Below are 16,556 nucleotides of genomic sequence, written 5' to 3' on the forward strand. Positions count from 1 at the left end.
GGCGGGCCATGGTCCCCGGCTACGGGTGGTCGTCGGCGAAACCTGCTTCGAACTCCTCGACCTCGTCCTGGCCGAGGTCCAGCAGGGGGAAGTCGGAGGCGGTGTGCCCGCCGGCGGCGGGGTCGGCGGTGTGGGCGGCCAGGCCGTCCAGCAGGTCCAGCCAGCGCCGGCCCAGCCGTTCGACGGCGGTGTCCGCCCACAGGCCGGCGGGTCCGGCGAGGGTGAGGGCCAGTTCGGGTCCGTCCGGGGTGTCCCGGACGTAGGCCCCCGCCTCCAGGGCGTGCGGGGCGGGTGTGCGCGGGTCGGCGGAGCTGCCGACGACCGTGGTGCCGGCCGGCTGCCAGGCGTCCCCCGTCGCCCCGGCGCGGCCGGCCCCCGCGAACCTGCCCAGGTAATTGAACCCGATGTGGGCGTCCGGGAGGGTGTCCAACTCCGGTGCGGTCGCGGGGTTCAGGTGGCGCAGCAGGGCGTGGCCGAGGCCGTCGCCGGGTATCGCGCGCGCCTGCTCCTTGACCCGTTTCAGCAGCTCACCGGCTGCCGGGCCGCCTTCCGTCGCCCCGTCCAGATCCACGCCGGAGACGTCCAGGCGGACCGGGTGGACGCCGGTGAACCAGCCCACCGTCCGGGACGGATCGGCCCCGTCGACCGGTTCGCGGCCGTGTCCCTCGATGTCCACGACGAGCGCGGCGGCGGGCCGCCCGGACGCCACCGCGCCCGCCAGCGTCGCCAGCAGCACTTCGTGGACGCCGCAGTGGAACATCGCGGGGGTATCCGCGATCAGCGTGGCCGCCGTCGCGCCGGGCAGCTCCCAGATGTGCCGGTGCATGCCGGTCAAGGTGTCCTGGTCCGGGTCCAGGGACCGTCCGCCCAGCGGCGGGGCGACGCCCTCGAACAGGGCCTTCCATTGCGGCAGTTCGGCCACCCGGCGCTCCTCGGTCGCCTGTGCCGCGAGGGCCCCCGCCCACTGCCGGAAGGAGACGCCGACGGGGTCCGGCTCCGGTACGCGCCCGGCCGCCGCCGCTTCGCAGGCGGCCCGCAGGTCCGGGAGCAGGATGCGCCAGGACACGCCGTCCACGACGAGGTGGTGGATCACCAGGGCGAGCCGCCCGGCCCGCCCCGGCCCGGCGTCCAGCCATACGGCCCGCACCAGCACGCCCGCCCCGGTGTCCAGCCGCGCCGTCTCCTCACGGGCGGCCCGCTCGGCGAGGTCGTCCAGGTCGCCGGCCGGTACGTCCGCGGCGTCGATACGGGTGACCAGCCCTGCCGCGTCCACCGCGCCCCGCGCGGACACCACCAGACGCGGGCCGCCCTCGGCACGCTCCACCCGGGCCCGCAGCATGTCGTGGGTGTCCAGGACGGCGGCCAGCCCTGCGGTGAGCACGTCCGGGCGCAGATCCGCGGGCGTGGTGACGGTCATCCACTGCGCGAACTCGCGGCTCAGCGCGTACTCCCCGAGCGCCAGCATGCCCGGCGTCCAGGCCACCTCCCCCACGCCCGCGTCCGGGGCCGCGCGCACCGCGTCGGCGAGCCGGGCCACGGCGGCCAGCGCGCCCGGTGTCTCCTGCTCGAACACGTCCTGGGCGCTGAACAGCACCCCCTCGCGGCGGGCGCGGGCCGCGAGCTGCATCGACATGATCGAGTCGCCGCCGCGCGCGAAGAAACTGTCCTCCGGGCCCACTTCGTCCAGACCCAGCAGCTCGGCGAAGAGCGCGCACAGGATGTCCTCCGCCACCGTGTGCGGCGCGCGGCCCGCCGCCTTCCCGGCGAAGCCGGGCGCGGGCAGGGCCTTGCGGTCCACCTTGCCGTTGGCCGTCACCGGCAGCTCGGGCAGGACCAGCACGGCCGCGGGCACCATGTAGTCCGGCAGCACCTTGGCGACGTGCTCGCGGATCCGGTCCGCGTCGGTGTCCGCCGCCCGCCCGTCCGGTACGACATAGCCGACCAGCCGCCGTTCCCCGGGCCGGTCCTCGCGGGCCACGACAGTGGCCTGGGCGACGCCCGGAGCGGCGGCGAGCACGGTCTCGATCTCGCCCGGCTCGACCCGGTAGCCACGGATCTTGACCTGTGCGTCGGCCCGCCCGGCGAAGACCAGCTCGCCGCCGTCGGTCCAGCGCGCCAGATCGCCCGTCCGGTACATCCTCCCCCAGCCTTCGGCCGGGGGGACCCCCGTGCCGGGCGCGAAGGGGCAGGCGACAAAGCGTTCAGCCGTCGCGCCGGAGCGGTCGAGGTAGCCGCGCGCCAGGCCCGCCCCGGCGAGGTACAGCTCCCCGGTCACATCCGGCGGCACGGGCTGGAGGAACGCGTCCAGCACATACACCCGGCGGTTGGGCAGCGGACGCCCGATGGGCAGGACGTCCCCCACGGCCTCGTCCGGCCGCAGCCGGTGCCAGGTGGCGCTCAGCGTGGCCTCGGTGGGCCCGTACAGATGCCGTACGGCGAGGTCGGGGCACGCCTCCCGTACGCGGGCCACGGACGCCGCCGGAACCACGTCGCCGCCGGTCAGCACCTCGCGCAGCCCCTTGAAGGACTCCGGCGCCTCCTCCGCGACCACCCGGAACGAACCGGCGGTCAGGTGCACCGCCGTGACGCCCGCCGCCACCGCCTCCCGCACCCGCTGCGCGTCCACCACACCGTTCCCGGCCACGACCACCCGGGCGCCGGAGACGAGCGGCACCCATATCTCGAAGAGGGAGGCGTCGAAGGCGTGCGGCGCGTGCATCAGCACCGCGTCGGACGGGCCGAGGGACCAGCCCCGCTCCCCGGCGAGCGCGGCCACACTGCCGTGCGGCACGGCCACGCCCTTCGGGGTGCCGGTGGAGCCGGAGGTGTACATGACGTACGCCAAGTCGCCAGCTGATACGGGCGCTTGGTCCACCCCGGGCCCGTCCCCCACCTCGTCCAGCACCACCAGCGGACCCGCCGTGTCCACGGGGACGGCCGCACGCGTTTCCTCGCCGCACACCACGGCCACCGGCCGCGAGTCGCCCAGCATGAACGCGATCCGCTCCGCCGGGTACCTAGCGTCCACCGGTACGTAAGCGGCTCCCGCCTTCCACACGCCGAGCAGCGCCACCACCAGATCGGCGGACCGTTCCATCACCACCGCGACCCGATCGCCCCGGCCCACTCCCAGGCGGCCCAAATATGCGGCCAGGCGGCCCGCTCGGGCGCCCAACTCCGCGTACGTCAGCCGCCGTTGCCCGTCGTCCACCGCTACGGCATCCGGCGCCGACGCCACCCACCGCGCGATCAGCTCCGGCACCGACGGCCCCGCCGCCTCCCCGGCCGTCGCGTTCCACTCCTCCACGACGAGCCGCCGTTCGTCCGCCCCCAGGACGCCGATCCGGCCCACCGGCGCCGACGGGTCGGCGACCACCTGTTCCAGCACCCGCACCAGCCGTCCGGTCAGGGCGCGGGCCAGTTCGGGGGTGACCAGGTCGGGGCGGTAGGAGACCTCCACTTCGAGGCGGTCGCCGGGGAGGATGCCCAGGGTCAGCGGGTAGTGGGTGGCCTGGCGCAGGGCCAGGGTCGTGAAGGAGAGCGTGCCGGGCCCGCCCGGGGCGGCGGCAGGGCGCGGGTAGTTCTCGTACACCACCAGCGTGTCGAAGCCCGCGCCGGGACCGGCGTGCTTCTGGATCTCGGCGAGGCCCAGGTGCTGGTGCGGCAGCAGCGCGGACCGGCGTGCCTGGACGTCCTTGAGCAGGCGGAGTACGGGCTGTGCGGGGTCGAGGCGTACGCGTACCGGCACGGTGTTGATGAAGAGGCCGACCATCGACTCGACGCCGGGCAGCTCCGGCGGGCGCCCGGCCACCGTCGTGCCGTACACCACGTCGTCGCGCCCGGACAGCCGGGCCAGCAGCAGCGCCCAGGCGCCCTGCACCACGGTGTTGGCCGTCAGGCCGTGGCGGCGGGCCAGGTCGGTGATCGCGCGGGTGAGCGCGGCGGGCAGGTCCGCCTCGGCCTTGTCGGGCAGGGCCGGGGCGCGGGCCGGGTCCGCGGGGGCGACGAGCGTCGGCTCGCCGTCCCCGGCCAGCTCGGCGTGCCACGCGGCCCGTGCGGCGTCCTTGTCCTGCCGGGCCAGCCAGGCGAGGTAGTCCCGGTAGGAGCGGGTACGGGGCAGCCCCGAGGCGTCACCGCCCGCCGTGTACACCGCGGTCGCCTCGTCGAAGAGGATCGGCATCGACCAGCCGTCCAGCAGGATGTGGTGCGCCGTCAACACCATGCAGTGCCGGTCGGGGCCGAGGCGGACGAGCAGCAGCCGCAGCAGCGGTGCCACGCCCAGGTCGAAGCGTTCCGCGCACTCCTCGGCGGCCAGCCGGCCGACCTCGGCGAGCGCGGCGGCCTCCGGCAGGTGCGAAAGGTCGGTCTCGCGCCAGGGCAGGGCGGCCTCGCGGCTGATGAGCTGGACGGCCTCGCCGGACCTGCGGCGGTGGAAGCTGGCGCGGAGCGCCGCGTGGCGGGCGAGCAGGGCCTGCCAGGAGGCGCGCCAGCGGGCCGGGTCCAGCGGGCCGTCGATCGTCAGGGTGCGCTGGATGACGTAGACGTCGGGCCCCTGCGCGTCGAAACCGGCGTGGAAGAGCATGCCCTCTTGCAGCGGTGACAGCGGCCACACCTCGGCCAGTGCCGAGCCTTTGCCGGACGCCGGTCCCATGGCCGGTGGTGAGGTCTTCACAGCGACAGTCCCCCTTCGAGCCGTGCTGCTATCGCTTCGAACTCCTCGACCTCGTCCTGGCCGAGGTCCAGGAGCGGGAAGTCGGAGGGCGTGTGGCCGCCCGCCTCCGGCGCGGCCGTGTGGGCGGCCAGGCCGCCGAGCAGGTCCCGCCACAGGCGGCCCAGGCGGGCCGCGGCCTCGTCGCCGAGGACACCGGCCGGGCCGCCGACCGTGAGCGTCAGTTCCGGTCCGTGCGGTGTGTCACGGACGACCGCGCCCGCCTCCACGGCGTGCGGCGCGGGCATGTCCGGGTCGTCCGATCCGCCGAGCGCGGTGCTGCCCGCCGCCTCCCACGGCCCGGCCGTGCCCGCGCCCGCGGGGAACCGGCCGAGGTAGTTGAAGCCGATCCGCGGGGCCGGCAGAGCCGCCAGTACGGGGCCGGTCCGCGGGTTGAGGTGGCGCAGCAGCCCGTGGCCGAGGCCGTCTCCGGGCACCGCGCGTACCTGTTCCTTGACGGCCTTGAGCAGCGCACCGGCCGCGGGGCCGCCCGCCGGGGCCTGGTCGAGGTCCACGCCGGACAGGTCGAGCCGTACGGGATGCACGCTGGTGAACCAGCCGACCGTACGGGACAGGTCGGCCCCGGCGACCGGGTGCCGTCCGTGGCCCTCGACGTTCACCAGCACCCCGGCCGCCGTGTCCGGCCGCCAGCGCGCGACCGCGCCCGCCAGGGCCGCGAGCAGCACCTCGTGGACGCCGCAGTGGAAGACCACGGGTGTGCGTACGGCCAGGACCGCCGCCTGCTCCCGGGGCACCTCCCAGGTGTGGTGGCGCACGGTCGCCGAGGTGTCCGTGTCCGGGTCGAGGGCGCGGGTGCCGAGCACCGGGTCGGGGCCTTCGAGTACGGCGGTCCAGTACGGCAGTTCCGCGACCCGGTGCGGCTGCGTGGCCTCGGCTGCGAGCAACGCGGCCCACTGCCGGAACGAGGTGCCCACGGGGTCGAGGTCCGTCTCGCGCCCGGCCGCCGCGGCTTGGCAGGCGGCCCGCAGGTCCGGCACCAGGATGCGCCAGGACACGCCGTCCACCGCGAGGTGGTGCACGGCCAGCGCCAGCCGGCCGGTCCGGTGCGGTCCGGCGTCCAGCCACACCGCTCGGACCAGGACGCCGGCGGCCGGGTCGAGGCGGGTCACCGCGTCCTCGGCGGCCCGTTCCGCGAGGCCGTCGAGATCGGCCTCGGGGGTCCGGGTCGCGTCCACCGTGGTCACCAGGCGGTCGGCGTCCACCGAGCCCCGGCCGCCGACGGTCAGCACCGGGCCGCCCGGCCGCTCCACCACCCGGGCGCGCAGCATGGCGTGGGTGTCCAGGACGGCGGCCAGTCCGGCGGCCAGCACGTCGCGGCCCAATCCGGCCGGGGCGCCCAGAACCGTCCACTGTGCGAACCGGCCGCCCGCGATCCGCTCGCCCAGCAGCCGCATCACCGGCGTCCACGGCACCTCGCCGGCCCCCGAACCCGCGGGGTCCGCGCCGGGCCCGGCCGCGGCCGGCTCCGCCACCTCGGCGAGCCGTTGCGGCGTCTGCTCGTCGAAGACCTGCCGGGAGGTCACCAGCAGCCCGGCGCGGCGGGCCCGCGACACCAGTTGGAGCGACATGATCGAGTCGCCGCCCAGCTCGAAGAAGCTGTCCTCCGCGCCGACCCGCTCCAGGCCCAGCAGTTCGGCGAACAGCGCGCACAGCACCGCTTCGGCGGGGGTACGCGGCTCGCGTCCGCCGACCTGTCCGGCGAAGTCGGGCGCGGGCAGTGCCGCGCGGTCCAGCTTCCCGTTGGGCGACATCGGCAGTTCGCCGAGGACGAGCACGGCCGCCGGGACCATGTGGTCCGGCAGCGTCGCGGCGACATGGGCGCGGACGGACCGTTCGTCCAGGTCCGGCCCGGCGGACACGACGTAACCGACCAGGCGGCGTTCGCCGGGCCGGTCCTCGCGGACCACCACCGCCGCCTCCGCGACCGCCGGGTGGGCGGTCAGCGCGGCCTCGATCTCGCCCGGTTCGACGCGGAAGCCGCGCACCTTGACCTGGGCGTCCGCCCGCCCGGCGAAGACCAGGTCGCCGTCGGCGGTCCACCGGGCCAGGTCCCCGGTCCGGTACATCCTCCCCCCGCCTTCGGCCGGGGGGACCCCCATGCCGGGCGCGAACGGGTTCGCGACGAACCGCGCCGCGGTCAGCGCCGGGCGCCCCAGGTAGCCGCGCGCCAGGTTCACCCCGGCCACGTACAGCTCGCCCTGTACGCCCGGGGGCACCGGCTGGAGGAAGGCGTCCAGGACGTACGCCTGTGTGTTGACGATCGGGCGGCCGATCGCCGGTGCGCTGTCCCCGTGGAGGGGCGCGGTCACCGTGGAGGTGACGGTGGCCTCCGTGACGCCGTACTCGTTGAACAGCTCCCGCCCGGCGGACCAGCGGCGGCGCACCTCGTCGGTCATCGGCTCGCCGCCGGTGACCAGCACCCGCAGCCGGGACAGGCCGTCGGACGGCAGCTGCGGCAGGAACGCGGCGGGCAGCACCACATGGGTGGCCCCGCGCTCGCGCAGCAGGTCGGCCAGGTCCTCGCCGAACGTCTGCTGCCCGGCCGGTGCCAGCACCAGCCGCGCGCCCGCGCACAGCACCGGCCAGATGTCGCCCATCGACACGTCGAAGCTGGGCGAGACGAGCTGGGCCAGGCGGCTGCCGGTGCCGATGCGGTAGCGCGCGACACGGTCCGCGACGAGGTTGCCGAGGCCGCGGTGGGCGACGAGAACGCCCTTGGGCACACCGGTCGACCCGGACGTGTAGATGACGTACGCCGCGTTGTCCACGCCCAGCGGCGCGGGGCGTTCGGCGTCGGACAGGGAGCCGCCCGCGCGGCGCGCCACGGCCGCGGCCTCCGCCGGGTCGTCCAGGACGACCGTGCTGCCGCCCGCGCCGTCCGGCAGCGCGGACCGGGTCCGCGTGGTGCACAGCACCACCGCGGGCTCCGCGTCCCGCAGCACGAACGCGACACGCTCGGCCGGGTATTCGGGGTCCACCGGTACGTAGACTCCGCCCGCCATGGCCACCGCGAGCACGGCGGTGATCATCGCCACCGACCGCTCGACGACGACCGCGACCCGGCACTCCGGTCCCACACCGAGTTCGACGAGGTGACGGGCCAGCTGCCCCGCTTCGTACTCCAACTCCGCGTAGGTGAGGCTTCGTCGGGCGTCTTCCACCGCGACGGCATCCGGCGTCCGTGCGGCCTGCGCGCGGAAGAGTTCCGGCATCGTCGTGGCGGCCACCGGCGTGTCCGTACGGTTGAAACCCTTCACGACGGTGGCGTGTTCGTCCGGGTCCAGGACGCCCACCCGGCCCACCGGCACCGTGCAGTCCCGCATCAGCTGCTCGAAGACCCGCACCAGCCGCGCGACGAGCCTTTCGGTGAGGTCCGTCGCGACCTGGCCGCGGCGGTGCGCCACATGGACGCGCAGCCGCTCGCCCGGGACGACGCCGAGGGTCAGCGGGTAGTGCGTGGCCTCGCGCGTGCCCAGGACCTCGAAGGCCAGCGCGTCCGGGTCGCCCGGCGCGGCCACCGCGCGCGGGTAGTTCTCGTGCACGACCAGGGTGTCGAAGACGGCGCCGGGCCCGGCGAGGCGCTGGATCTCCGGCAGGCCCAGATGCTGGTGGGCGACCAGGGCGGACTGACGCTCCTGGAGGTCGCGCAGCAGGCCGAGCACCGGCTGCGCCGCGTCCAGGCGTACCCGTACCGGCACCGTGTTGATCAGCAGGCCGACCATCGACTCCATGCCGGGCAGCTCCGGCGGGCGGCCCGCGACGGTGGCGCCGAACACCACGTCCGTACGGCCCGCCAGCCGGGCCAGCACCAGCGCCCAGGCGCCCTGCAGCAGCGTGTTGACGGTCAGGCCGTGGCGGCGCGCCAGCTCCGACAGGCCGCGGGTGGTCCGTTCGGGAAGGTCGGTGATCAGGTGCCCGGCGTCCACCGGTCCCCGGTCCACCGCGCCCGGGGCGATCAGCGTCGGCTCTTCCGTACCGGCGAACTCGTTGCTCCACGCGGCGCGCGCGGCGTCCTTGTCCTGGCGGGCCCGCCAGGCGAGGTAGCCGCGGTAGGAGGTGGCCGGGGCGAGAGCGGAGGCGTCGCCGCCCGCCGCGTAGACCTCGGCCAGCTCGGACAGCAGGACCGGCATCGACCAGCCGTCCATCAGGATGTGGTGGCTGATGACGATGAGCCGGTGGCGGCCGGCGCCGAGGCGGATCAGCAGCAGCCGCAGCAGCGGTGCCCGCGCCGTGTCGAAGCGGCGTTCCTGTTCGCGGGTGGCCAGTTCCTCGATGCCGGACAGGGCGTCGGCCTCGGTCAGGCCCGAGAGGTCGATCTCCTTCCAGGGCAGCCGTACGTCGCGGGAGACGACCTGGACGGCCTCGCCCGTCGCCCGCCGGTGGAAGCTGGCCCGCAGCGCGTCGTGCCGGGCCAGCAGCGCTTCCCACGAGGCGCGCAGGCGGGCGGCGTCCAGCGGCCCGGTCAGCTCCAGCATCCACTGGGTCTCGTAGACGTCCGGCCCCTCCTCGTCGAAGGAGGACTGGAACAGCAGCCCTTCCTGGAGGGTCGACAGCGGCCAGATGTCGGCCGGCCGCGGCACGGCGGCCTCCAGCTCCGCGACGCCGTCCTGGGTGAGGTCGAGCAGCGGGAAGTCGGACGGGGTGTGGCCGCCCGCCCCGGGCCGCTCCACATGGGCGGCGAGGCCGCCCAGCATCTCCACCCACCGGCGGCCGAGCCGCTGCGCCGCGGCGTCGGTCCGCCCGTCCTGCGCCTGGTGGTGCCAGGTGAGCGCGAGGGTCAGCGTGGGCCCGTCGGCTGTCTCACCGATCGTGGCCTCGGCCTCCAGGGCGTACGGGGACGGCTCGCCACCGGCCGGGACGGCGCCCGACTCCACACCCTCGGCCGGCCTGCCCGAGCTGCGGAACGCGATCCGGGCAGCGGGCAGATCCGACAGGGCGCGGTCCGTCCGCGGGTTGAGGTGGCGCAGCAGGCCGTAGCCCAAGCCGTCGCCGGGCACCGACCGCACCTGTTCCTTGACGGATTTCAGCAGCGCCCCGGCGGCCGGACCGCCCGCGCGGACCTCGTCCAGGGCCGTGCCGGACACGTCCAGGCGGACCGGGTGCACGCCGGTGAACCGGCCCACCGTACGGGAGAGGTCCACGCTTTCGACCGCTCCGGCGCCGCGCCGTCCGTCCGTTTCGATGTCGAGCAGCACGCCGGCCCCGGCGCCCGTACGCCCGTACGCGACCGCGGCGGCCAGCGCGGCCAGCAGCACGTCGTCGGCGGTGCAGTGGAACGCGGCGGGCGCCCGGCCGAGCAGCGCTGCCGCCTGCTGCGGCGGCACCGTCCAGGCCATCCGGCGTTCCGCACCCGGCGGACGCATGCCTGCCGGTTCGAAGTCCGGCAGATCGCCGAGCCCGGCCCCGCCCTCCAACACCGCACGCCAGTCGTCCAGTTCGGCAACGCGTTGCTCCTGCGCCGCCTGCGCGGCCAGCCGTCCCGCCCACTCCCTGAACGAGGTGCCCACCGGGCCGAGCACCGGCTGCCGCCCCTGCGCCACGGCCTCGCACGCGGACCGGAAGTCGGGGACGAGGATGCCCCAGGAAGCCGGGTCCATCACCGCGTGGTGGGCCGCGAGCACCAGGCGGCCGGGCCCCGCGGGGCCCGCGTCCAGCCACACCACCTGGAGGTTCGCCCCGGCCGCCGGGGCCAGCCGGGCCACTGCCTCGCGGGCCGCCCGCCCGGCGGCCCGGTCGAGGTCCGCCACGGCTACGGTCTCCCGGGTGACCAGCGCGGCCGCGTCCACCGTTCCCCGGCCGGGCACGAGCAGAGACGCCCCGGTGTCACCGGCAACGGTCCGCGCGCGCAGCACGGCGTGGGTGTCCAGTACGGCGGCGACGGCGGCCGGCAGCGTGTCCGGCCGCAGGCCCTCCGGCGCTTCCAGGACCGCCCAGCGCGCGAAGCGCCCGCCCCGCGCCGCGGTCTGCGGCGTCCAGGGCACCTCGCCGGTCTCCGTGTCCGTACGCGGCGGTTCGGCCGCCGAGGGGGCCAGCCGCGCCAGTCCCTCCGGGGTCCGCTCGTCGAAGATCTGCTCAGTGGTGAGCACCAGCCCGGCGCGGCGGGCCCGCGAGGCGAGCTGCACCGCCATGATCGAGTCGCCGCCCAGCTCGAAGAAGCTGTCCTCGGGGCCGACCCGGTCCAGGCCGAGCACCTGCGCGAACAGCGCGCACAGGGCTTCCTCGGCGGCGCCGCGCGGCTCCCGGCCGCTGCCGCGCCCGGCGAATTCCGGGGCGGGCAGCGCCTTGTGGTCGACCTTGCCGTTCACGGTCAGCGGCAGCCCGTCCAGCGGTACGAACGCCGACGGCACCATGTACTCCGGCAGCCGCCCGCCCACGAACTCGCGCAGCGCGGCGAGCAGCGCGCCGGTGTCCCGAGCCGCCCCGGCGCTGCCGCCGGACGCGCCGGTGAGCAGGGCCGGAGCGCTGTCCGTCCCGGCCGGCTCCCGCCCGCCCGGCTCGTCGCGGAACGGCTGCCCGTCACGCGCCGGGCGTCCGTCGCGGGCCGGTTCCGGCGCCTGCGCGACGACGTACGCGACCAGGCGGCGTTCGCCCGGCCGGTCCTCGCGGGCCACCACCACGGCCTCGCCGACCGCCGGGTGGGCCGCCAGCGCCGCCTCGATCTCCCCCGGCTCGATACGGAAGCCGCGCACCTTGACCTGCGCGTCCGCCCGCCCGACGAAGACCAGCTCACCGTCGTCGGTCCAGCGCGCCATGTCGCCGGTGCGGTACATCCTCCCCCGGCCTTCGGCCGGGGGGACCCCCATGCCGGGCGCGAACGGGCAGGCCACGAAGCGTTCCGCGGTCAGCCCCGCGCGGCCCAGGTAGCCCCGGGCCAGCCCGGTACCGGCCACGTACAGTTCGCCCGTCACGCCCGGTGGCACCGGCTGGAGGAACGCGTCCAGGACGTACACCTGCCGGTTGTCCAGCGGGCGGCCGACCGGCAGCACGTCCGGTACCGGGTCGCCCGGCCGCAGCCGGTGCCAGGTGGCGCACAGCGCGGCCTCGGTCGGCCCGTACATGTGGCGTACGGCCACCTCGGGGCACGCCTCCCGCACCCGCGCCACGGCCGCGGCCGGGACCACGTCGCCGCCGGTCAGCACCTCGCGCAGACCCGCGAAGCACTCCGGCGACTCCTCCGCCACCACCCGGAACGACCCCGCCGTCAGATGCACCGCCGTGACCCCCGCCGCCACGGCCGCACGGATACGCGGCCCGTCCACCACGCCCTGCCCGTCCACCACCACGCGCGCGCCCGAGACCAGCGGCACCCACACCTCGTACAGCGACGCGTCGAAGGCGTGCGGCGCGTGCATCAGCACCGCGTCGCCCGCGCCGACCGACCAGTCCCGCTGCCCGACGAGCCCGGCGACGCTGCCGTGCGGCATCGACACGCCCTTGGGCACCCCGGTCGAGCCGGAGGTGTACATCACGTACGCCAGGTCCTCGGGGCCGATCCGGACCTCCGGGCCCTCGGCCGGGCACCCGGCCACGGCCGCCCGCACCCGCGGGTCGTCCAGCACCACGAGCGGCCCCGGCACGCCGGGCGGCACCGCGGCCCGGGTGCCGCGGGTGCACAGCACGGCCGCCGGCGCGGAGTCGGCCAGCATGACGGCCACCCGCTCCGCCGGGTACGCCGCGTCCACCGGTACGTATGCCGCGCCCGCCTTCCACACGCCGAGCAGCACCGCCGGCAGCCCGGCCGAGCGCTCCATCAGCACGGCGACGCGGCTGCCGCGGGTCACCCCGAGGCCGCTGAGGTAGCCCGCCAGGCGGCCCGCTTCGGCATCCAACTGGCCGTAGGTGACGGAGATCTCGTCGTCGGACACGGCCATGGCGCCGGGGCGGCGCGCGGCCTGGCGGGCGACCAGCTCCGGCACCGACGTGCCCGGCTCCTCGGCGCCCGTGGCGTTCCACCCCTCCACGACCAGCCCGTGTTCCGGCGCACCCAGCACACCGAACCGCCCGACGGGCGCCTCCGGCTCGGCCGCCGCCTGCTCCAGCAGCCGGACGAAGGCCCGCTGGCCCGCCCCGGCCCATTCCTGGTCGTACAGCGCCGGATCGGCTTCGAGGACGACACTCGTCCCGGCGTCGTCCGGCAGCTCGCGCACCACCACGGAGAACGCCTCGACGGGGGCGCCGGGCAGATCGTGGAGCGTGCCGCGGACCTCGCCGAAGCGCAGGCCGGTACCGATCGCCGGGACGGCCACCGACGGGCCGAAGTTGCGCCCGCCGCCCGGCCTGCCCAGCTCCGCGTGCAGGCGCTCGCCCCGGTAGCGCCGGTGCTCCAGCAGCCCGTCGATCTCGCGCTGCGCCGCGCGGGCCAGCTCCGCCAGGCTGTCGCCGGGCGCCGCGGGCAGTCGCAGCGGCAGCACGTTGGCGGTGGCGCAGGGCGTGCGCCGGGCCGCGCTGCCCGTACGGCCGTCGACCGGGAAGCTCAGCAGCGCCTCGTCCGCCCCGGTCGTGCGGCACACGAAGGTGGCCAGCGCCGCGACGACGAGCGCGCCCCGGCTCGTGCCCGTACGGTCGGCGGCCGTCCGCAGCGCCTCGCGGCCCGCGCCGGACAGCCGCCCGGACGCGTGGGGGTGGGCGTCGCGGGAGGCGGAGCGGTGGCCGGGCACGGTGGCCGGCTCCGGGCGGTCCGCGAAGTGCTCGTGCCAGTAACGGCGGTCGGCCGCGCACTGCGGCGACTCCCGGTAGGCCGTCTCCTGCTCCCACAGCTCCCGCAGCGGGGCGTGGCCGGGAGGGCTGTACGGCTCGCCGCGCAGGATCGCCGTGTAGAGCGCGGCGACGCGGCGGGCCAGCAGCGTGCTCCCGTAGTGGTCCACCAGCAGCTGGTGATGGCGCTGGTACCAGAGGTACCGGTCGGGGGCCAGCTTGAAGAGGATGTACGACGACAGACCCGCCAGGCCGCCCTCGGCGGGGTCGGCCGGGTGGCGGCCGTCCGCGCGCATCAACGCCTGCGCCGCTTCCCACGGTTCGCCCTCGGCGCCGAGATCGACGATCCGCAGGGCGCTGTCGCCCACGGCCTCGCCGATCGCCTGCGCCGGGACCCCGCCGTCCCACGTGAACCGCAGGCGCAGCGCCTCCGTCTCGGCGACGGCCTGCCGCAGCGCCCGCCGGAAGACGTCGGTGTCCAGCGGGCCCAGGACATCGGCGTACTGCCTGATGTCGTACGGCCGGGGCGGGTTCTCCGCGCGCTGGGCCAGCCACGTCCCCTCCTGGCAATCGGTCAGGGGCGCAGTGAACTGTGCCTGGCCTTCCATGTCTCCCCCTTCGACGGCAAACGTTGCTCGCTCTGCCTGCCGCGCCACCGCTGCGGTGGTCCGCTGCGGTGGCGCGGTCTTCCCCGTGTACGCGGCCGCCGGGCGGCCGGAGGTCAGCGGCCGCCGGGGCCCTGACCGTTGGTGTGCCACACGCCGCCGCCCGGGGCGCCTCCGCCGTCGGGCCCGTCCCCGTCGAAGAAGACCATGTGTCCCGGGCCCCCCGGCGCCATCTGCGGCGCGGGCTCGCGCTCCGCCACACGCTCGGGCACGGCCGGTTCCGGCCCGCCGCCCGCGGCCTGCCGGGCGAACTGCGTGTGGTATAGCTCCGCGTAGAGCCCGCCGGCCGCCAGCAGCTCGTCGTGCGTGCCCCGCTCGCGGATACGGCCCTCGTCGAAGACCAGGATCTGGTCGGCCTCGCGGATGGTGGACAGCCGGTGGGCGATGACGACGGACGTACGGCCGCGCAGCGCCGTCTTCAGGGCCCGCTGGATGGCCGCCTCGGACTCCGAGTCCAGGTGCGCGGTGGCCTCGTCCAGCACCACGATCGAGGGCGCCTTCAGCAGCAGCCGGGCCAGCGCGAGGCGCTGCTTCTCGCCGCCGGAGAGCCGGTAGCCGCGGTCACCGGCCACGGTGTCGAGGCCGCTGGGCAGCGAGCTGATGGTGTCCCAGATCTGCGCGGCCCGGCACGCCTCGATCAGCTCCTCCTCGGTGGCGCCGGGGCGGGCGTAGGTCAGGTTGTTGCGGATGGTGTCGTGGAAGAGGTGGGCGTCCTGCGACACCACGCCGACGGTGCTGCGCAGCGAGTCGAGGGTGACGTCGCGCAGGTCCTGCCCGGCGATGCGGACACTGCCCGCCGTCGGGTCGTACAGCCGCGACACCAGATGCGTGGCGGTGGTCTTGCCGACGCCGGACGGGCCGACCAGGGCGGTCAGCTTGCCGGACGGCACCGTGAAGCTGACGTCGTGCAGCACCTCGGGCGTTTCCTTGGCCCGCTCGTCGGCGGGCAGCGCGTTCGACTCCAGGGACGCCAGGGAGACCTCGCTGGCCGGCGGGTAGCGGAAGGACACGCCCTCGAAGGCGACCTCGGGGGCCGCCGCGCCGTCCGGCGCGGGCAGATCGACGGCGCCTTCGCGCTCGGTGATCAGCGGCTTGAGGTCGAGCAGTTCGAAGATCCGGTCGAAGCTGACCATCGCGGTGTGCGCGTCGCCCTGCACACTGGACAGCTGGGTGATCGGCCCGTACAACCGCGCCAGCAGGGCGGCCAGTGCCACCAGCGTGCCGACCTGGAAGGTCCCGTTGACCACCAGGGCGCCACCGAGGCCGTAGACCAGCGCGGTGATCACGGCGGCCAGCAGCGTCATGATGATGACCGTCAGACGGCTCAGCACGGTCCAGGTGATGCCGACCTCGCGCACCTTGTCCGCGCGCTTCGCGAACAGCTCCGCCTCCTCGCGGGGGCGGCCGAAGAGCTTGGAGAGCATCGCGCCCGCCACGTTGAAGCGCTCGCCGATGGTGGCGCCCATCTCCGCGTTCATCTGCATCTGTTCACGGGAGTAGCGGGTCAGCCGCCGGCCGACCAGCGCGCCGGGAATCATGAACAGCGGCAGGATCAGCAGCGCGAGCAGACTGACCAGCCACGACAGGTAGAACATGCTGCCCAGCACCAGGACCAGCGTGAACACGCTGGACAGCGAGCCGAGGAGGGTGCCGAGCGCGTGCTGCGCGCCCACCACGTCCGTGTTGAGGCGGCTGACCAGGGACCCGGTCTGGGTACGGGTGAAGAAGGCCAGCGGCTGGCGCTGTACGTGCGCGAACGCCTGGACCCGCAGGTCGTAGCTGACGCCCTGGCTGATCCGGCCCGAGTACCAGCTCTGGGCGAGCTGGAGCAGCGCGTCGAGCACGGCGAGGCCCGCGACGACGAGGGAGACGACGGTCAGCGTCGAGGTGTCCTTCTGCAGGATGCCGACGTCGACGATCTCCTTCAGCAGCAGCGGGGTCGAGACGATGATGAGCGAATCGAGCAGCGTCAGCACCAGCAGCAGGACCGATTCGCGGGAATGCGGTTTCGCGTACGACAGGATGCGGCGGAGCGTTCCCGGCCGGAGCCGCTGCGCAGCCGTGGAATTGCCCGGGTCGTCGTACGTCGCCAGCATGATGCCCGAGCCTTGACCGGCAAACATATCAGCGGAGACCTCCTGGGTCGGGATTCCTGGTACCTGGTTCCTGATCATTCGGCCGACCGCATGCGAAGGGCGGCGCCACAAGGGCACCTGTTCCGTGGTGTCGGCAAGCTTTCGTCAGAACCGGCCGGCCGCTTTGCGGTGGCCGTCTTTTTCCCCGAAGGGGTGCGCCGTTGCGACGATACCCATGTCGTCTCCCACCAGCCAGGCCGATATGCCCGGGGCGGCGCACGGGGTTTCACACCGTCACTGGATTTCTCTCCCGCGTACCCAAGAAATTCCGAGGCAGGTCACCGGCCCGCACCGCACCGATTCACCGGCGAATTGCTCGGGTTCGGCGGCCGG

The 16,556-nt window shown here is 75.4% G+C and carries 3 protein-coding genes; all 3 read right to left on the reverse strand.

Annotation, left to right across the window (positions count from 1 at the left end; genetic code table 11):
- Positions 1-19: 19 nt before the first annotated feature.
- A complete protein-coding gene (locus CP984_RS06515) occupies positions 20-4,672 on the reverse strand; it encodes a non-ribosomal peptide synthetase (RefSeq protein ID WP_129820993.1) in 4,653 nt (1,550 codons plus the stop codon).
- Entirely contained in the window at positions 4,669-14,031 is a 9,363-nt protein-coding gene (locus CP984_RS41940) for a non-ribosomal peptide synthetase (protein WP_032923590.1), read from the reverse strand. The genes CP984_RS06515 and CP984_RS41940 overlap by 4 nt, the downstream gene beginning before the upstream one ends.
- 113 nt (positions 14,032-14,144) lie before the next feature.
- Positions 14,145-16,211 carry an ABC transporter ATP-binding protein gene (locus tag CP984_RS06525; RefSeq protein WP_003986826.1) on the reverse strand — a complete coding sequence of 689 codons (2,067 nt, stop codon included), beginning with the start codon at positions 16,209-16,211 and terminating at the stop codon, positions 14,145-14,147.
- Between the last annotated feature and the right edge of the window lie 345 nt (positions 16,212-16,556).

This window comes from Streptomyces rimosus (assembly GCF_008704655.1).
Taxonomy (GTDB): domain Bacteria; phylum Actinomycetota; class Actinomycetes; order Streptomycetales; family Streptomycetaceae; genus Streptomyces; species Streptomyces rimosus.